This is a genomic window from Streptomyces sp. bgisy159 (assembly GCF_057707805.1).
Window position 1 is genome coordinate 62,747 of record NZ_JBYIQX010000022.1, and the last position, 17,491, is coordinate 80,237.

Consider the following 17,491-nt stretch of genomic DNA (forward strand, 5'->3'; position numbering starts at 1 on the left):
ACAATGGAACGCATGCCCTCCGCACTCCCCGACGGCGAGCCCGTCCCCGCCGACGGCGCGCTGCCCGCGACCGCGCTCGCCGGGTCCGCCGACCGGCCTCTCGGCTTCTACCTGCACGTCCCGTACTGCGCGACCCGCTGCGGCTACTGCGACTTCAACACCTACACCGCGACCGAGCTGCGCGGTACCGGCGGTGTCCTCGCCTCCCGGGACAACTACGCCGACACCCTGATCGACGAGGTCCGCCTCGCCCGCAAGGTCCTCGGCGACGACCCGCGCGAGGTCCGCACGGTGTTCGTGGGCGGCGGGACGCCGACGCTGCTGGCCGCCGGCGACCTCGTGCGGATGCTGGGGGCGATCCGCGAGGAGTTCGGCCTGGCGCCCGACGCGGAGATCACCACGGAGGCGAACCCCGAGTCGGTCGACCCGTCGTACCTGGCCGCGCTCCGCGAGGGCGGCTTCAACCGCGTCTCCTTCGGCATGCAGAGCGCCAAGCGGCACGTGCTGCGGGTGCTCGACCGCACGCACACGCCGGGGCGGCCCGAGGCATGCGTCGTGGAGGCGCGGGCGGCGGGTTTCGAGCACGTCAATCTCGACCTGATCTACGGCACCCCGGGGGAGAGCGACGACGACTGGCGGGAGTCTCTGGAGGCGGCGCTCGGCGCCGGCCCGGACCACATCTCGGCGTACGCGCTGATCGTCGAGGAGGGCACCCAGCTGGCCCGACGGATCCGGCGCGGCGAGATACCGGCGACCGACGACGACGTCCACGCCGACCGCTATCTGCTCGCGGAGTCCGTGCTGTCGGCGGCGGGCTACGACTGGTACGAGGTCTCCAACTGGGCCACCTCCGAACCGGCCCGCTGCCTCCACAACGAGCTGTACTGGCGCGGCGCCGACTGGTGGGGCGCGGGCCCCGGCGCGCACTCGCACGTGGGCGGGGTGCGCTGGTGGAACGTGAAGCACCCGGGGGCGTACGCGGCGGCGCTGGCCGCCGGACGGTCGCCCGGGGCGGGCCGCGAACTGCTCTCGGCGGAGGACCGCCGCGTCGAACGCGTCCTGCTGGAACTGCGGCTGCGGGAGGGAGCCCCGCTGGACCTGCTGCGCGAGGCGGGCCTCGCGGCCGCGCGGCGGGCACTGGACGAAGGGCTGCTGGAGAGCGGTCCGTACGAGGAGGGGCGGGCCGTGCTGACCCTGCGGGGGCGGCTGCTGGCGGACGCGGTGGTACGGGACCTCGTGGACTGATCACTCGGGTGAGTGAATCAGTGCGGAGCGCCGGTTCGATCCCTAACCTGGTTCGTAGGCTGCCGCCAAAAGTACGCGGCGGATGTGGAGGGCCACGGAGATGACCGCTGTGGACGAGCGTGGGATGACCAAGTACTTCGAGGAGCTTGAGCCTCCCGAGGGCGTCAGGGTCGAGCTTCTCCGGGGGGAAATCGTGATGATGGCTGCTCTCGATCTGGTGCACAACCGGATCGTGGCGGACGTGCAGGACCAGATTCCGCGCAAGCCCTGGGAACGACTCCAGACGACGGACCTGGACATCATCGACGAGGCCAGCGAGCCCATTCCGGACCTCGTGGTACTGGAACGTGGTGTGGCTCCGGACTCAGGGAACCTCGTGCCGTCCCAGATGGTCACATTGGTGGTCGAGGTGGTCTCGAAGACGAGCGTCGACCGGGACTACGGGATCAAGCGATCTATCTACGCAGCAGGCAGAATCCCTGCCTACCTGATCATCGACCCGATCATGGCTCACTGCGTTCTCCTCACCGACCCCATCGGCGACGGAGATCAAGCCGACTATCGCGGGCAGTGGATCACGAAGTTCGGTGACCCCGTGTTGCTCGAACTGCTCGGTGTGGAACTGGACACGAGCGAGTTCGGAACCTTCACCGGGGTTCGGCGTCACCGGCTGCCGTGACGAAGTCGATCAGTTCCTCCACCCTCCCCAGCAGCTCCGGCTCCAGGTCCTTGTAGGAGCCGACCCTCTTCAGGATCGCCTGCCACACCGCGCCCGTGTTGCCGGACGGCCACCCCAGCGCCCGGCACACCCCCGTCTTCCAGTCCTGGCCGTGCGGCACCTTCGGCCAGCCCGGGATCCCCACGGCCGACGGCTTCACCGCCTCCCAGATGTCGATGTACGGGTGGCCCACCACCAGCGCGTGCTCGCTCGTCACCGACCGCGCGATGCGCCACTCCTTCGAACCCGGCACCAAGTGGTCCACCAGCACACCGAGGCGGGCGTCCGGGCCGGGGGCGAACTCGGCCACGATCGACGGGAGGTCGTCCACGCCCTCCAGGTACTCCACGACCACGCCCTCGACGCGCAGGTCATCGCCCCACACCTTCTCGACCAGCTCGGCGTCGTGGCGCCCCTCCACGTAGATGCGGCCGGCGCGGGCCACCCGGGCGCGGGCGCCGGGGACGGCCACCGAGCCGGACGCGGTGCGGGCGGGACGGGCCGGCGCCGCGGACGGCGGCCGCACGAGCGTCACCGCCCGCCCCTCCAGCAGGAACCCGCGTGGCTCCAGTGGGAACACCCGGTGCTTGCCGAAGCGGTCCTCCAGGGTCACCGTGCCCGCCTCGCAGCGGATCACCGCGCCGCAGAAACCGGTCCCGGGCTCCTCCACCACCAGGCCCGGCTCCGCCGGGACCTCGGGGACGGGCTGCTGCTTCTTCCACGGGGGAGTGAGATCGGAGGCGTACTGGCGCATTCGGACGACGATAGGAGAAGCCGGCGGCCGGCGCTCAGGACACGCCGAAACGAGTCGCGAGCGCGTCCCGCTGCGCCCGGACGAACGCCGCGTCCACCACCGCCCCGTGACCCGGCACGTACACCGCGTCCTCACCGCCCAGTTTCAGCAGCCGGTCCAGCGCGGCCGGCCACTGCCCCGGCAGCGCGTCCGGCCCGGCCTGCGGCTCACCGGACTCCTCGACCAGGTCGCCGCAGAACACCACCTCCCGCTCGCCGGGGACCAGCACCGCCAGGTCGTGCGCGGTGTGCCCGGGCCCCACGTTCGCCAGCAGCACCTGGCAGTCGCCCCCCAGGCCCAGCGTCCACTCGCCGGACACCAGATGCCGGGGCCGGACCACGGCGTCGGCGGCCTCCTCGGCCAGCGCCGGGTCCAGCCCCTGCCGCACCGCGTCCGAGCGCAGTTCCTCGGCGTGCGCCAGCACCGCGTCCACCCCGACCGCCCCGAACACCTCCGCGCCCGCGAACGCGGCCGCCCCGAGCACATGATCGAAGTGGGGGTGCGTCAGCGCGATATGGGTCACACGACGGCCGGCGAGTTCCTCCGCCTCGTACCGCAGCCGCGCCCCCTCGGCCAGGCTGGCCCCCGGGTCGATCAGCAGCGCCGCGTCCGCCCCGACGACCAGCCCCGCCGTGCAGTCCCAGACCGGGAGCCGGCACCGCCCCACCCCGGCCGCGAGGCGTTCCCAGCCCAGCTCTTCCCAAGTCACCGTCATACCGGGACGCTATCCGTAAGACCCGTACGAGGGGACCGACCTTGCCCAGTGCGCACCCCACCGCCGTACACTGGGCCGGGGAACGCTGGCACTCACCCGCGAAGAGTGCCAGGCGAGACGTCAAGGGACAGCGACCGCTGGAGGTGTGCGCGCGATGCTGAGTGAACGAAGGCTCCAGGTGCTGCGTGCCATCGTCCAGGACTACGTGGGCACCGAGGAGCCGGTCGGTTCCAAGGCGCTGACCGAGCGCCACAACCTCGGCGTCTCCCCGGCCACGGTCCGCAACGACATGGCCGCCCTGGAGGACGAGGGGTACATCGCCCAGCCGCACACCAGCGCCGGGCGGATCCCCACCGACAAGGGCTACCGGCTGTTCGTCGACAAATTGGCCGGCGTCAAGCCGATGACCGGTCCCGAGCGGCGGGCGATCCAGAACTTCCTCGACGGCGCCGTCGACCTCGACGACGTCGTGGCGCGCACCGTGCGGCTGCTCGCGCAGCTGACCCGGCAGGTCGCCGTCGTGCAGTACCCGTCGCTCAGCCGGTCCACGGTGCGGCACGTGGAACTGCTGGCGCTGGCCCCCGCACGGCTGATGCTGGTCCTCATCACCGACACCGGCCGGGTCGAGCAGCGGGTGATCGACTGCCCGGCGCCGTTCGGCGAGGCGTCCCTGGCGGATCTGCGGGCGCGGCTGAACAGCCGGGTCGCCGGCCGCCGCTTCACGGACGTGCCGCGTCTCGTGGAGGACCTGCCCGACGCCTTCGAGGCGGAGGACCGCAGCACTGTCTCGGCGGTGCTCTCCACCCTGCTGGAGACCCTCGTCGAGGAGAACGAAGAGCGGCTGATGATCGGCGGAACCGCCAATCTGACCCGCTTCGGACATGACTTTCCCCTCACCATCCGACCCGTCCTGGAAGCGCTGGAGGAGCAGGTCGTCCTCCTGAAGCTGCTGGGCGAGGCGGGGGATTCGGGCATGACCGTGCGCATCGGGCACGAGAACGCCTACGAGGGACTCAACTCCACCTCGGTGGTGTCGGTGGGCTACGGTTCGGGCGGCGAGGCGGTTGCCAAGCTCGGCGTGGTCGGACCGACCCGCATGGACTACCCGGGAACGATGGGAGCGGTACGCGCAGTGGCACGGTACGTCGGACAGATCCTGGCGGAGTCGTAAGTGGCCACGGACTACTACGCCGTTCTCGGCGTGCGCCGCGACGCGTCGCAGGATGAGATCAAGAAGGCGTTCCGGCGGCTCGCTCGCGAGCTGCATCCGGACGTCAACCCCGATCCGAAGACCCAGGAGCGGTTCAAGGAGATCAACGCCGCCTACGAGGTGCTCTCGGACCCGCAGAAGAAGCAGGTCTACGACCTCGGCGGCGACCCGCTCTCGCAGGCCGGCGGAGGCGGCGCGGGCGGCTTCGGCGCCGGCGGCTTCGGCAACTTCTCGGACATCATGGACGCGTTCTTCGGCACGGCGTCGCAGCGCGGCCCGAGGTCGCGGACGCGGCGCGGCCAGGACGCGATGATCCGGCTGGAGGTCGACCTCGACGAGGCGGCCTTCGGCACCACCAAGGACATCCAGGTCGACACGGCGATCGTCTGCACCACGTGCAGCGGCGAGGGCGCGGCGCCCGGCACCTCCGCCCAGACGTGTGACATGTGCCGCGGCCGCGGCGAGGTGTCCCAGGTGACCCGGTCCTTCCTGGGCCAGGTCATGACCTCCCGCCCCTGCCCCCAGTGCCAGGGCTTCGGCACCGTCGTGCCGACGCCGTGCCCCGAGTGCGCGGGCGACGGCCGGGTACGCTCCCGCCGCACCCTCACGGTCAAGATCCCGGCCGGTGTCGACAACGGCACCCGGATCCAGCTGGCCGGCGAGGGCGAGGTCGGCCCCGGCGGCGGTCCCGCCGGCGACCTGTACGTCGAGATCCACGAGCTGCCCCACTCGACCTTCCAGCGGCGCGGCGACGATCTGCACTGCACGGTGACCATCCCGATGACCGCGGCCGCCCTCGGCACCAAGGTGCCGCTGGAGACCCTGGACGGCATGGAGGAGGTCGACATCCGGCCCGGCACCCAGTCCGGCCAGTCGATCCCGCTGCACAACCGGGGCGTCACCCATCTGCGGGGCGGCGGGCGCGGCGACCTCATCGTCCACGTCGAGGTGCAGACCCCGACCAAGCTCGACCCCGAGCAGGAGCGCCTGCTGCGCGAACTGGCGAAACTGCGCGGCGAGGAACGCCCCCAGGGGCAGTTCCAGCCCGGTCAGCAGGGGCTGTTCTCGCGGCTGAAGGACGCCTTCAACGGCCGCTGAGGCGGCTCGCGACCAGTGGACCACGCCATCGGAAGCCCGGGTTCGGTGTTGTCCGGAGGACGTGACAACATGCCGTCATGTCCTCCGCACTGACCGATCTGTTCCCCCTGCCGATCGTGCAGGCACCGATGGCGGGCGGTGTCTCCGTGCCTCCGCTCGCCGCCGCTGTCAGTGAGGCGGGCGGACTGGGGTTCCTGGCGGCCGGGTACAAGACGGCCGACGGCATGTACCAGGAGATCAAGCGGCTGCGAGGACTCACCGGCAGGCCCTTCGGCGTGAACCTCTTCGTGCCCCAGCCGGAGTTCGCCGAGACCGGGTCACTGGAGCTCTACGCCCACCAGCTCGCCGGCGAGGCCGGCTGGTACGAGACCGGGCTGGGCGACCCGGACAGCGGACGGGACGACGGCTACGACGCCAAGCTGGCCGTCCTGCTCGACGACCCGGTGCCGGTGGCCTCCTTCCACTTCGGCGTGCCGAGCCCCGAGGCGCTGGCCGCGCTGCGCCGCGCCGGCACCGTCACCCTGGTGAGCGCCACCACCGCCGAGGAGGCCCTCGCCGTGGAGCGGGCCGGCGCCGACGCGGTGATCGTGCAGGGCGTGGAGGCCGGCGGCCACCAGGGCACCCACCGGGACCTCCCCGAGAACGACGGCGCCGGCATCGGGCTGCTCGCCCTGCTCGCCCAGGTCCGGGAGACCGTCCGGCTGCCCCTCGTCGCCGCCGGCGGCATCATGCGGGGCAGCCAGATCGCCGCCGTCCTCGCCGCCGGCGCGAGCGCCGCCCAGCTGGGCACCGCGTTCCTCGCCACCCCCGAGTCCGGCGCCGCCCCGGCGCACAAGCAGGCGCTGACCAACCCCCTGTTCACCCGGACCGAACTGACCCGGGCCTTCTCCGGGCGCCTGGCGCGCTCCCTGGTCAACCGGTTCGTGCGCGAGCACGGCCCGTACGCGCCCGCCGCCTACCCGGAGGTCCACCACCTCACCGCGCCGCTGCGGAAGGCCGCCGCCAAGGCGGACGACCCGCAGGGCATGGCGCTGTGGGCGGGCCAGGGCCACCGGATGGCCCGCGACCTGCCCGCCGGGCGGCTGGTCGAGGTGCTGGCGGACGAACTCGCCGCGGCCCGGACAGCGTTGTCGTACTACGAGGAGGAACGATGACGGCACCCGTCTTCGTGGTCGAGACCCTGCGCCCGTCGGACCTGCCCGGAGGGGAGTACGTCCTCGACGGGCCCGAGGGGCGGCACGCCGTCTCCGTCAAGCGGCTCAGGCCCGGCGAGGACGTCGTTCTCACCGACGGGCAGGGCCACTGGGCGCAGGGTGTCGTCAAGGCCGCCGAGGGCAAGGACCGCCTGGTCGTCATGGACCTGGCGAGCATCGACGAGGAGCCGCCGCCGCGGCCCCGGCTCACCGTCGTCCAGGCCCTGCCCAAGGGCGACCGCGGCGAACTCGCCGTCGAGACCATGACCGAGGTCGGCGTCGACGCCATCGTGCCGTGGGCCGCCTCGCGCTGCATCACCCAGTGGAAGGGCGAGCGCGGGCTGAAGGCGCTCGGGAAGTGGCGGGCCACCGCCCGCGAGGCGGGCAAGCAGGCACGCCGGGTGCGCTTTCCCGAGGTCGCCGACGCGGCCACCACCAAGCAGGTCGCGGCGCTGCTCGCCGACGCGGACTTCGCCGCCGTCCTGCACGAGAGCGGCGAGCAGCCCCTGGCGACCGCCGCACTGCCCGCCGACGGCGACATCGTGCTGGTCGTCGGGCCCGAAGGGGGTGTCGCGCCGGAGGAGCTGGCGCTGTTCGCCCAGGCCGGGGCCCACCCGTACCGGCTGGGCCCCAGCGTCCTGCGCACCTCGACGGCCGGCACGGCCGCCGCCGCCCTGCTGCTCGGCCGCACCGGACGCTGGTCCTGAACCGGCGCGGACCTCTGCCGTGCCGGGGCCCCTGCCGTGCGGGGACCACCGTCCGCCGGGACCCCTGCCCCGCCGGGGCCACCGCCTGCCGGGGCCACCGCCCGCTGTGCCCCTGCCGCGCGGCTCCGCCGACGGTCGGGTGCGCGTCGCCCGTCAACGACGGGCCGCGCACGCGGCGCCCGGCCTCAACGACCGGCCGCGCGCGCCGCGCCCGGCCTCAGCGACCCGCAGGGGAATCCGGCGGAACCGCGGGAGGGGGTGCCGCGCGGCTGACCGCGACTGCCTCGAACAACTCCCAGCCGTCGTACGCCCCGCCCTCGGCGAGCAGCCCGCGCCGGGCCGCCTCGTCGACGAACGCCGCGACGACGCCAGGCTCATGGAGATTGAGGTACCGCCCCTCCTCGTCCACCGCGAGGCCCGACGGCAGATACCCCCCGCCCACCGCCCGCCCCTCACCGGTGACGAACACCAGCCGGGTGCGCACTCCGTCCAGGATCAGCGTGAGTACGTCCCGGCAGGCCTCACCGTCGGTGTGCCGGTGGCGCAGCGACCACAGACAGACGGTGTCCGGGGCCACGGTGAGCCGGCGCAGACTGCTCTTCTTCCGCATGGGGCCACGCTAGGGCCTGGCGGGAAAGTCCCTTCCGCGTCGCGGCGCGTGGCCGCATGTCGTCTTCCGGGCCGGGAACACCCGTGGCAGGCTGCCGTGCATGAGGGCGCTTCGCAGACGGACGCGCGGGGTACGGCTGGCCGGCGCGGCGGGTGTGGTGGTGCTGGGCGTCGGCGGGGCCGTCGCCTGTGAGCCGGGCGGCGGGCTCGGCGCGGCCTCCGTGGCGTACACCACCGACCGGGCCGCCACCCACGAGATCGAGCAACACCACGTGAAGGTGCAGTGGTTGACCTGCACCGCGCGGTACGGCGACGGCGGGGACGCGACGGCTTCGGCCGGCGAGCGGGGCATCGCCTCCGTGGACTGCGAGGGCCGGACCGGCGACGGCAAGGACATCACCGTCAAGGGACGGGTCACCCGTGCCGTCGACGGGGCCTGTGTGCGCGGTGACCTCACCGCCGAGGTGGGCGACCGGCAGCTGTTCAAGGTGAGCGGTCTCGGCGACTGCGGCTCCCGCAGCCCCTCCCCGGTCGAACCCCCGGGCACCGGGCGGCCGAACGACCCGGGGCGTCCCACCGTCACCGTCACCACCACCGTGTGGTGCCCGGGTGATCCGCGCTGCCCCGTCCAGGGCAAGTGACCGGCCCGGCGGCCACCACGCTGCCGCGCCAAGTGATCGAAACCCCTGTCCGAAGGCCGGACGGGTGCATAGGGTTGATCGGGTGACACAGTCCTCGACGACCGCCGCATACCTCCGGTTCCCCCACCCGCACGGCGACTTGGTGACCTTCACCGCCGAGGACGACGTGTGGCTCGCGCCGCTCGACGGCGGTCGCGCCTGGCGGGTCAGCGCCGACAACGTCCCCGTGTCGAGCCCCCGTATCTCGCCCGACGGCGCCACCGTCGCCTGGGCCTCCACCCGCGACGGCGGCCCCGAGGTGCACATCGCCCCCGTCGACGGCGGGCCCTCCACCCGCCTGACGCACTGGGGCAGTTGGTACACCCGGGTGCGCGGCTGGACCCCCGACGGCCACGTCCTCGCGCTCAGCACCCACGACCAGGCGACGCTGCGCCGCAGCTGGGCGCGCGCCGTCCCGCTGGACGGTGGACCCGCCACCACGCTGCCGTACGGGCCGGTCGGCGACATCGCCTACGGTCCGCACACCGTGCTGCAGTCCGCGGCCAGCCGGGAGGCCGCCCACTGGAAGCGCTACCGGGGCGGCATGGCCGGCAAGTTGTGGATCGACCGGGACGGCACCGGCGAGTTCGTCCGGCTGCACGAGGACCTGGACGGCAACCTGGAGTGCCCGGTGTGGGCCGGCGACCGCCTGGCGTTCCTCTCCGACCACGAGGGCACCGGCGCCCTGTACTCCTCCCTCGCCGACGGCTCCGACCTGCGCCGCCACACCCCCCTCGGGGGAGGCTTCTACGCCCGCCACGCGGCCGGCGACGGCACCCGGGTCGTCTACTGCTCGGCCGGTGAGCTGTGGATCCTCGACGACCTCGACGGCGCCGAGCCGCGCCGGCTCGACATCCGGCTCGGCGGACAGCGCGTCGACCGCCGCCCCCGCCAGATCACCGCCGCCCGCTGGCTGGGCGGCGCCGCCCCCGACCACACCGCGCGGGGCAGCGCCGTCGAGGTGCGCGGCGCCGTCCACTGGGTCACCCACCGCAACGGGCCCGCCCGCGCGCTCGCCGCCGAGCCCGGCGTACGGGCCCGGCTGCCACGCACCTTCCGCGCCGACGGCGAGGAGTGGGCCGTGTGGGTGACGGACGCCGAGGGCGAGGACGCCCTGGAGTTCGCGCCGGCCACCGGCCTCGCCCCCGGCGCCACTCCGCGCCGGCTGGGCGCCGGACGCCTCGGCCGGGTGCTGGAGCTGGCCATGGCACCCGACGGCAGCCGGGCCGCCGTCGCCGCGCACGACGGACGGCTCCTCCTCGTCGAACGGGAGACCGGCGAGGTCCGTGAGGTCGACCGCAGCGAGGACGGCGACGTGAGCGACCTGGTCTTCTCACCCGACTCGGCGTGGCTGGCCTGGTCCCACCCCGGGCCGCGCCCGCTCAGCCAGCTCAAGCTGGCCAACACCACCGACCTGTCGGTCACCGAGGCCACCCCGCTGCGCTTCCGCGACTACGCGCCCGCCTTCACCCTCGACGGCAAACACCTCGCCTTCCTGTCCACCCGCGCCTTCGACCCGGTCTACGACCAGCACGCCTTCGACCTGTCCTTCGTCGTCGCCGCCCGTCCCCACCTGATCACCCTGGCCGCCACCACGCCGTCCCCGTTCGGGCCGCAGCGCCACGGGCGGCCCGTGGACGCGCCCGACAAGGACGAGACCCCGGACAGCGAGGGCACCCGGACCACCAGGATCGACCTGGAGGGGCTCGCCGAGCGCATAGTGCCGTTCCCGGTGGAGGCCGGGCGCTACTCCGGGCTGCGCGCCGCCAAGGACGGTGTGCTCTGGCTGCGCCACCCCGTCAGCGGCGTCCTCGGCGCCTCCCGGGCCACCCCCGAGGACCCCGGCCCGGACACCGAGCTGCAGCGCTACGACCTCCTCCAGCAGCGCGTCGAGCATCTCGCCGGTGACGCCGACGACTTCGAGGTCAGCGGCGACGGCAAGCGGCTGCTGCTGTGGACCGACGACAAGCTCAAGGTCGTCCCCAGCGACCGGCGCGCCTCCGGCGACGAGGACAGCGACTCCAACCTCAGCGTCGACCTCGGACGGATCCGGCAGACCCTCGACCCGGCCGCCGAGTGGCGGCAGATGTTCGACGAGAACGGCCGCATCATGCGGGACAACTTCTGGCGCGCCGACCTCGGCGGTGTCGACTGGGACGGCGTCCTCGACCGCTACCGGCCGGTGCTGGACCGGGTCGCCACCCACCACGACCTGGTCGACCTGCTGTGGGAGGTGCACGGCGAGCTGGGCACCTCCCACGCCTACGTGATGCCCGGCGGCGGGTACGGCGGCGGACCCCGGCAGGGGCTGCTCGGCGCGGACCTCTCCCGCCACGAGGACGGCACCTGGCGCATCGACCGGATCCTGCCCTCGGAGACCTCCGACCCGCAGGCCCGCTCCCCGCTCACCGCACCCGGCGTCGCGGTGCGGACCGGTGACGCGATCGTCGCCGTAGGGGGGCGTCCGGTCGACCCCGTGACCGGGCCCGGACCGCTCCTCGTCGGTACGGCGGGCAAGGCGGTCGAGCTGACGGTCTCCCCGGCCGGCGGGGGCGAGCTCCGGCACGCGGTCGTCGTACCGCTCGCGGACGAGGAGGCGCTGCGCTACCACGCGTGGGTCGCGGACCGGCGGGCCCATGTGCACGAGCGGTCGGCGGGCCGGCTGGGCTATCTGCACGTGCCGGACATGCAGGCGTTCGGGTGGGCGCAGATCCACCGCGACCTGCGCGTCGAGGTGGCCCGGGAGGGCCTGGTCGTCGACGTCCGCGAGAACCGCGGCGGGCACACCTCGCAGCTCGTCGTCGAGAAGCTGGCCCGGCGGATCATCGGCTGGGACGTGCCGCGCGGGATGCGGCCGTTCAGCTATCCGGAGGACGCTCCGCGCGGGCCCGTCGTCGCGGTCGCCAACGAGTTCTCCGGGTCGGACGGCGACATCGTCAACGCGGCGATCAAGGCGCTCGGCATCGGCCCGGTGGTCGGGACGCGGACCTGGGGCGGGACGATCGGGATCGACAGCCGGTACCGGCTCGTGGACGGGACGCTGGTGACCCAGCCCAAGTACCCCATCTGGCTGGAGGGTTACGGCTGGGGCGTCGAGAACCACGGGGTGGACCCGGACGTCGAGGTGGTCCAGCGGCCCCAGGACCACGCGGCCGGCACGGATGCGCAGCTCGACGAGGCCGTCCGCCTTGCACTGGCGGCGCTCGACGAGCACCCCGCGAAAGTACCCCCGGCCCTGCCCTGACCGCGGCCGGGCCGGCCCGCCCCGGGGCGCGGGGAACCGCGCGAGCGGCGGCGGTCGGCCGGGACCGGCGACGATACGATGCCCCATATTCCGCTGAACCCACCGGAGGAAACGTATGGCAGGGGAGCCGCAGGACGACTGCCTGTTCTGCAGGATCGTGGCGGGACACATCCCGGCGACGATCGTGCGGGAGACCGAGACGACCGTCGCCTTCCGGGACATCAACCCGCAGGCGCCCACCCACGTCCTGGTGATCCCGAAGGCCCACCACCGGGACGCCGCCGCCCTCGCCGCCGCCGCACCGGAACTCGCCGCCGACGTCCTGCGCGAGACGCAGGCCGTGGCCGACGAGGACAAGCTGGAGAGCTACCGCGTCGTCTTCAACACCGGCGCCGGCGCAGGCCAGACCGTCTGGCACGCCCATGCCCACGTCCTCGGCGGCCGTGGCCTGAACTGGCCCCCCGGATAACCGCGATGTCCGTCCGCGAACTCGTCGTCCTCGGCACCGCCAGCCAGGTCCCCACCCGGCACCGCAACCACAACGGCTACCTGTTGCGCTGGGACGGCGAGGGCATCCTGTTCGACCCGGGCGAGGGCACCCAGCGCCAGATGGTGCGCGCCGGGGTGGCCGCGCACGACCTGAACCGGATCTGCGTCACCCACTTCCACGGCGACCACAGCCTGGGCCTGGCCGGCGTCATCCAGCGCGTCAACCTCGACCAGGTCCCGCACCCGGTCACCGCCCACTACCCCCGCTCGGGGCAGCGTTTCTTCGACCGGCTGCGGTACGCCACCGCCTACCGGGAGACCGTCGGGGTCACCGAGGCCCCGGTTGCCGCCGACGGCGTGATCGCCGAGACGGGCGCCTACACCCTCGAAGCGCACCGGCTCTCCCACCCCGTCGAAAGCTACGGCTACCGGCTGGTCGAGCCCGACGGCCGCCGGATGCTGCCCGACCGGCTCGCCGCGCACGGCATCCAGGGCCCCGACGTGGGCCGTATCCAGCGCGAGGGCTCGCTGGGCGGGGTCCCCCTGGAGGCCGTCAGCGAGACCCGGCGCGGACAGCGGTTCGCGTTCGTCATGGACACCCGGCTGTGCGACGGGGTGCACGCCCTCGCCGAGGGCTGCGACATGCTGGTCATCGAGTCCACCTTCCTCGACGAGGACACCGACCTCGCCGTGGAGCACGGCCATCTGACCGCCGGTCAGGCGGCCGCCGCGGCCCGCGACGCGGGCGTACGGCACCTGGTGCTCACCCACTTCAGCCAGCGCTACTCCGAGCCCGAGGAGTTCGAGCGGCAGGCCCGGGCCGCCGGGTTCGAGGGCGAGCTGACCGTGGCGCGCGATCTGCTCCGGGTGCCGGTTCCGAAACGCAGGTGAAACGGCCGTACGATGCGTTGATGGTCCTACCCAAAGCGGAACTGCACCTCCATATCGAAGGCACCCTGGAGCCCGAGCTGGCGTTCACCCTGGCCGAGCGCAACGGGGTGACGCTGCCGTACGCCGACACCGACGCCGTGCGCCGCGCCTACGACTTCGACGACCTCCAGTCCTTCCTGGACCTGTACTACGAGCTGATGACCGTGCTGCGCACCGAGCGGGACTTCGCCGACCTCGCCGACGCCTACCTGGCCCGCGCCGCCGAACAGGGCGTCCGGCACGCGGAGATCTTCTTCGACCCGCAGGCCCACACCCAGCGCGGCGTCGGCCTCGGCACGGTCGTCGAGGGGCTGTGGCGGGCGCTGGGCCGCAGCGAGGAGAACCACGGGGTCTCCACCCGGCTCATCATGTGCTTCCTGCGCGACCAGCCGGCCGAATCGGCGCTCGCCACCCTGGACGCCGCCCGGCCGTACCTCGACCGGATCACCGGGGTCGGCCTCGACTCCGCCGAGGTCGGGCACCCGCCGGCGAAGTTCCGCGCGGTGTACGAGGCGGCGGCCGCGCTCGGGCTGCGGCGCGTGGCGCACGCCGGGGAGGAGGGACCCCCGCAGTACATCACCGAGGCCCTGGACGTGCTCGGCGTCGAGCGGATCGACCACGGCCTGCGCTGCCTGGAGGACCCGGCGCTGGTGGACCGGCTGGTGCGCGAGCGCGTCCCGCTGACGGTGTGCCCGCTGTCCAACGTCCGGCTGCGCGCCGTCGACACGCTCGCCGGCCACCCGCTGCCCGCCATGCTCGACGCGGGTCTGCTGTGCACGGTGAACTCCGACGACCCCGCCTACTTCGGCGGCTACGTCGGCGACACCTTCGACGCCGTGCACCGCACCCTGGGGCTCGACGAGGAGCGGCTGCGCGAACTGGCCCGCAACTCCTTCCTCGCCGCCTTCCTGGACGACGACGAGGAGCGGCGGGCGCGGTACCTCGCGGAGGTGGCGGCCCACCGGTTCTGACCACACCCCCCCACGCCGGCCGGCCCGGGGGTTCCGTCGCGGCGACGAGATCGCCATACTCATATATGGACGACGTCTATATGGGGAGACGGCATGACCCGTGACCTGACCATCAGCGAAGTGCGGTTGACGCCGATCCTCGTCGCCGACCCGCCCCTGCTGAACACCCAGGGCGTGCACCAGCCGTACACCCCCCGGCTGATCGTGGAGGTGGTCACCGCCGACGGCACCACCGGCCTCGGGGAGACCTACGGGGACACCAAGTACCTGGAACTGGCCCGGCCGTTCGCCGAGAAGGCCGTCGGACGCCGGGTCGACGAGCTGAACAGCCTGCTCCTGCTCGCCGACGAGGTCGCCGTCGACTCCTCACGGGTGGCCGACGCCGTCGACGTCGGCGGACTGCGCGGCGTCCAGACCGCCGACAAACTGCGGCTGTCCGTCGCATCCGCCTTCGAGGTCGCCTGCCTCGACGCCCTCGGCAAGGCGCTCGGCCGCCCCGTGCACGCGCTGCTCGGCGGCAAGGTGCGCGACACCGTCGAGTACAGCGCCTACCTGTTCTACAAGTGGGCCGCCCACCCCGAGGGCGTCACCGCCGAGACGGACGACTGGGGCGCCGCCCTCGACCCCGCCGGCATCGTCGCGCTGGCCCGCCGGTTCAAGGAGGTGTACGGCTTCACGTCGTTCAAGCTCAAGGGCGGCGTCTTCCCGCCCGCCGAGGAGATCGCCGCCGTACGGGCGCTGGCCGAGGCGTTCCCCGGCCACCCCCTGCGCCTGGACCCCAACGGCGCCTGGTCGGTGGAGACCTCGCTGCGGGTCGCCGGGGAACTCGCCGACGTCCTCGAATACCTGGAGGACCCCACGCTCGGCACCCCGGCCATGGCGGAGGTCGCCGCCCGGACCCACGTGCCGCTGGCCACCAACATGTGCGTGACCACGTTCGCGGAGATCCCGGAGGCCTTCACCCGCGGGGCCGTACAGGTCGTCCTCTCCGACCACCACTACTGGGGCGGTCTGTCCAACACCCGGCAACTCGCCGCGATCTGCCGGACCTTCGGAGTCGGAGTGTCCATGCACTCCAACACCCACCTCGGGATCTCGCTCGCCGCCATGACCCACGTGGCGTCCACCGTGCCGCACCTGCACCACGCCTGCGACTCCCACTACCCCTGGCAGTCCGAGGACGTCCTCACCGAGCGCCTCGCCTTCCAGGACGGCCGGGTGGCCGTCTCCGACCGGCCCGGCCTCGGTGTCGAACTCGACCGCGACCGGCTGGACCTTCTGCACCGGCGCTGGCTGGCCGACGACGGGGCGCTGCGCGACCGGGACGACGCGGCCGCGATGCGGGTGGCCGAACCGGGCTGGGTGACGCCGGTCATGCCGCGCTGGTAGGCGCTGGACCGGACCGACGAGCGGATCACCGCGTCGCGGGCGGACCAGCCGGCGTCATGAGCGCCGTCGGACAGGGCGGCGTGGTCCGCCCCGGCGACCCCGGCCGGGTGGACTCCCGGACGGCCCGCACCGCCCGCCCGACCGCGTCTGACACCCCCCGCCCGCCGGGGCGCGCGGCGTGAGCCGCGCACCCCTCACGAGCTGCGGTGAAGGCGAGAGTCGCCCGGGACGGTCGTGATCTGGTGCACACTGGCCGGGTCAGCACCACCTCAGGGAGCACCGCCGTGACCGCGTCCACCGCGCCCGTCGCGTCCACCGGAGAGACACCCGCGCCGTCCACCGGAGAGCAGCGACCGACCCGGGACCCCGCCCCGCTCGACCCCCTGGCCGCCCTGCGCGGACCCGACGACCCGCCCTGGGACGTGTACCTCACCGGCACCGTCTTCCTGGACATCATCTTCACCGGCCTGGACTCGGCCCCCGTGCGCGGCACCGAGTCCTGGGCACGCGGCATGGGCTCCAGCCCCGGCGGCGTCGCCAACATGGCCAGCGCACTCGCCCGCCTCGGCCTGCGCACCTGCCTCGCCGCCGCCTTCGGCGACGACCACTACGGCGACTACTGCTGGGACGCGCTCGAACAGGGCGAGGGCATCGACCTCTCCCCGTCCCGCACCGTGCCCGGCTGGCACTCGCCGGTGACCGTGTCGATGGCCTACGAGGGCGAGCGCACCATGGTCTCCCACGGCCACGAGCCGCCCCCCGAGGAACCCGCCCCCGACTGCCCGCCCGCCGCCCGCGCCGCCGTCGCCTCCCTCGCCCCCGGCACCGGCGCGCCCTGGATCGGGCAGGCCGCCGCCAAGGGCACCAGGATCTTCGGCGACGTCGGCTGGGACGACACCGGCGCCTGGGACCTGGCCGCGCTGCCCGACCTCAAGCACTGCGAGGCGTTCCTGCCGAACGCCGAGGAGGCCATGCGCTACACCCGCACCGACTGCCCGCGCCGCGCCGCCCACGCCCTCACCGACCACGTACCGCTCGCCGTCGTCACCCTCGGCGCGGAGGGCGCCTACGCCGTGGACCGGCGCACCGGCGAGAGTGCCGAGGTACCCGCCATCGCCGTGGAGGCGCTGGACCCGACCGGCGCCGGGGACGTCTTCGTCGCCGGCTTCGTCACCGGCACCCTGGCCGGCTGGCCGCTCGCCGACCGGCTGGCCTTCGCCGGGCTGACGGCGGCCCTGTCCGTCCAGGAGTTCGGCGGCTCGCTCTCCGCCCCCGGCTGGTCGGAGATCGCCGCCTGGTGGCGCAGGGTCCAGTCGGTCGAGGGCCAGGACCCGCAGGCCCTGCACCGCTACGCCTTCCTGGACGCCCTGCTCCCGGCCCGCGCACAGGCCCGCCCCTGGCCACTGCGGCGGGCGGTGCCGACCATCGGGTTCCGCAGGTCGGCGTGAGGGCCGGGGCGGCGTGCGGTCGGAAAAGCCCTACGGTCCTGTCGGCGCCCTG

At 73.6% G+C, this 17,491-nt stretch carries 16 protein-coding genes; 13 read left to right on the forward strand and 3 right to left on the reverse strand.

All coding sequences use genetic code 11. The annotated features are described in order from the left end of the window. Nucleotides 1–12 precede the first annotated feature (12 nt). On the forward strand, nucleotides 13–1,245 hold the full coding sequence (gene hemW, locus AC3ET3_RS21500) for a radical SAM family heme chaperone HemW (RefSeq protein WP_432137464.1): 1,233 nt from the start codon (nucleotides 13–15) through the stop codon (nucleotides 1,243–1,245). A 100-nt stretch (nucleotides 1,246–1,345) separates the two neighbouring features. Then, the gene (locus AC3ET3_RS21505; RefSeq protein WP_432137465.1) at nucleotides 1,346–1,924 is read left to right on the forward strand and encodes a Uma2 family endonuclease; all 579 of its coding nucleotides are present in this window, start codon (nucleotides 1,346–1,348) and stop codon (nucleotides 1,922–1,924) included. Here AC3ET3_RS21505 and AC3ET3_RS21510 read toward each other — a convergent pair. Continuing rightward, the gene (locus AC3ET3_RS21510; RefSeq protein ID WP_432137466.1) at nucleotides 1,893–2,717 is read right to left on the reverse strand and encodes a DUF3097 domain-containing protein; all 825 of its coding nucleotides are present in this window, start codon (nucleotides 2,715–2,717) and stop codon (nucleotides 1,893–1,895) included. The two genes, AC3ET3_RS21505 and AC3ET3_RS21510, sit on opposite strands and share 32 nt — an antisense overlap. Nucleotides 2,718–2,751: 34 nt before the next feature. Then, complete coding sequence (locus AC3ET3_RS21515) at nucleotides 2,752–3,471, reverse strand: MBL fold metallo-hydrolase (protein ID WP_432137467.1); 720 nt, start codon at nucleotides 3,469–3,471, stop codon at nucleotides 2,752–2,754. A gap of 154 nt (nucleotides 3,472–3,625) precedes the next feature. On the opposite strand from AC3ET3_RS21515, the gene hrcA reads away from it, so the two are divergent. From hrcA to AC3ET3_RS21535, 4 genes are all read left to right on the forward strand, one after another. Beyond that, nucleotides 3,626–4,642 (forward strand): heat-inducible transcriptional repressor HrcA, encoded by a 1,017-nt coding sequence (gene hrcA, locus AC3ET3_RS21520; protein ID WP_432137468.1) that lies wholly within the window; start codon nucleotides 3,626–3,628, stop codon nucleotides 4,640–4,642. Continuing rightward, a complete protein-coding gene (dnaJ, locus tag AC3ET3_RS21525) occupies nucleotides 4,643–5,779 on the forward strand; it encodes a molecular chaperone DnaJ (protein ID WP_432137469.1) in 1,137 nt (378 codons plus the stop codon). Between the two features lie 77 nt (nucleotides 5,780–5,856). Continuing rightward, complete coding sequence (locus AC3ET3_RS21530; RefSeq protein WP_435612670.1) at nucleotides 5,857–6,933, forward strand: nitronate monooxygenase; 1,077 nt, start codon at nucleotides 5,857–5,859, stop codon at nucleotides 6,931–6,933. Next, nucleotides 6,930–7,679, forward strand: coding sequence for a 16S rRNA (uracil(1498)-N(3))-methyltransferase (locus AC3ET3_RS21535; protein ID WP_432157136.1), 750 nt, complete (start codon nucleotides 6,930–6,932; stop codon nucleotides 7,677–7,679). The genes AC3ET3_RS21530 and AC3ET3_RS21535 overlap by 4 nt, the downstream gene beginning before the upstream one ends. 217 nt (nucleotides 7,680–7,896) lie before the next feature. On the opposite strand, the gene AC3ET3_RS21540 is transcribed toward AC3ET3_RS21535, so the two are convergent. Then, nucleotides 7,897–8,289: a hypothetical protein gene (locus AC3ET3_RS21540; RefSeq protein WP_435612671.1), complete on the reverse strand. Its 393-nt coding sequence runs from the start codon at nucleotides 8,287–8,289 to the stop codon at nucleotides 7,897–7,899. A 100-nt stretch (nucleotides 8,290–8,389) separates the two neighbouring features. Here AC3ET3_RS21540 and AC3ET3_RS21545 point away from each other — a divergent pair, with 100 nt between their 5' ends. The 7 genes from AC3ET3_RS21545 to AC3ET3_RS21575 all read left to right on the forward strand — a co-directional run bounded on the left by AC3ET3_RS21545 (nucleotide 8,390) and on the right by AC3ET3_RS21575 (nucleotide 17,439). Beyond that, nucleotides 8,390–8,929, forward strand: a complete 540-nt coding sequence (locus AC3ET3_RS21545) for a hypothetical protein (RefSeq protein ID WP_432137473.1) — start codon at nucleotides 8,390–8,392, stop codon at nucleotides 8,927–8,929. Between the two features lie 82 nt (nucleotides 8,930–9,011). Further along, nucleotides 9,012–12,212 (forward strand): S41 family peptidase, encoded by a 3,201-nt coding sequence (locus AC3ET3_RS21550; RefSeq protein ID WP_435612672.1) that lies wholly within the window; start codon nucleotides 9,012–9,014, stop codon nucleotides 12,210–12,212. Nucleotides 12,213–12,327: 115 nt separating this feature from the next. Further along, entirely contained in the window at nucleotides 12,328–12,681 is a 354-nt protein-coding gene (locus AC3ET3_RS21555) for a histidine triad nucleotide-binding protein (protein ID WP_432137475.1), read from the forward strand. Nucleotides 12,682–12,686: 5 nt separating this feature from the next. Then, entirely contained in the window at nucleotides 12,687–13,592 is a 906-nt protein-coding gene (locus AC3ET3_RS21560) for a ribonuclease Z (protein WP_432137476.1), read from the forward strand. A 20-nt stretch (nucleotides 13,593–13,612) separates the two neighbouring features. Beyond that, nucleotides 13,613–14,602 (forward strand): adenosine deaminase, encoded by a 990-nt coding sequence (locus AC3ET3_RS21565; RefSeq protein ID WP_432137477.1) that lies wholly within the window; start codon nucleotides 13,613–13,615, stop codon nucleotides 14,600–14,602. A gap of 93 nt (nucleotides 14,603–14,695) precedes the next feature. Next, nucleotides 14,696–15,991 carry a glucarate dehydratase family protein gene (locus AC3ET3_RS21570; protein WP_435612673.1) on the forward strand — a complete coding sequence of 432 codons (1,296 nt, stop codon included), beginning with the start codon at nucleotides 14,696–14,698 and terminating at the stop codon, nucleotides 15,989–15,991. Nucleotides 15,992–16,275: 284 nt separating this feature from the next. Continuing rightward, on the forward strand, nucleotides 16,276–17,439 hold the full coding sequence (locus AC3ET3_RS21575; RefSeq protein WP_432137479.1) for a carbohydrate kinase family protein: 1,164 nt from the start codon (nucleotides 16,276–16,278) through the stop codon (nucleotides 17,437–17,439). Nucleotides 17,440–17,491 lie beyond the last annotated feature (52 nt).

Excerpts from the sequence above, each read along its gene's own strand:
- hemW (WP_432137464.1), top strand. The coding sequence starts at position 13 with ATGCCCTCCGCACTCCCCGACGGCGAGCCCGTCCCCGCCGACGGCGCG.
- AC3ET3_RS21505 (WP_432137465.1), top strand. The coding sequence starts at position 1,346 with ATGACCGCTGTGGACGAGCGTGGGATGACCAAGTACTTCGAGGAGCTT.
- AC3ET3_RS21510 (WP_432137466.1), bottom strand. The coding sequence starts at position 2,717 with ATGCGCCAGTACGCCTCCGATCTCACTCCCCCGTGGAAGAAGCAGCAG.
- AC3ET3_RS21515 (WP_432137467.1), bottom strand. The coding sequence starts at position 3,471 with ATGACGGTGACTTGGGAAGAGCTGGGCTGGGAACGCCTCGCGGCCGGG.
- hrcA (WP_432137468.1), top strand. The coding sequence starts at position 3,626 with ATGCTGAGTGAACGAAGGCTCCAGGTGCTGCGTGCCATCGTCCAGGAC.
- AC3ET3_RS21530 (WP_435612670.1), top strand. The coding sequence starts at position 5,857 with ATGTCCTCCGCACTGACCGATCTGTTCCCCCTGCCGATCGTGCAGGCA.
- AC3ET3_RS21535 (WP_432157136.1), top strand. The coding sequence starts at position 6,930 with ATGACGGCACCCGTCTTCGTGGTCGAGACCCTGCGCCCGTCGGACCTG.
- AC3ET3_RS21540 (WP_435612671.1), bottom strand. The coding sequence starts at position 8,289 with ATGCGGAAGAAGAGCAGTCTGCGCCGGCTCACCGTGGCCCCGGACACC.
- AC3ET3_RS21545 (WP_432137473.1), top strand. The coding sequence starts at position 8,390 with ATGAGGGCGCTTCGCAGACGGACGCGCGGGGTACGGCTGGCCGGCGCG.
- AC3ET3_RS21555 (WP_432137475.1), top strand. The coding sequence starts at position 12,328 with ATGGCAGGGGAGCCGCAGGACGACTGCCTGTTCTGCAGGATCGTGGCG.
- AC3ET3_RS21560 (WP_432137476.1), top strand. The coding sequence starts at position 12,687 with ATGTCCGTCCGCGAACTCGTCGTCCTCGGCACCGCCAGCCAGGTCCCC.
- AC3ET3_RS21565 (WP_432137477.1), top strand. The coding sequence starts at position 13,613 with ATGGTCCTACCCAAAGCGGAACTGCACCTCCATATCGAAGGCACCCTG.
- AC3ET3_RS21570 (WP_435612673.1), top strand. The coding sequence starts at position 14,696 with ATGACCCGTGACCTGACCATCAGCGAAGTGCGGTTGACGCCGATCCTC.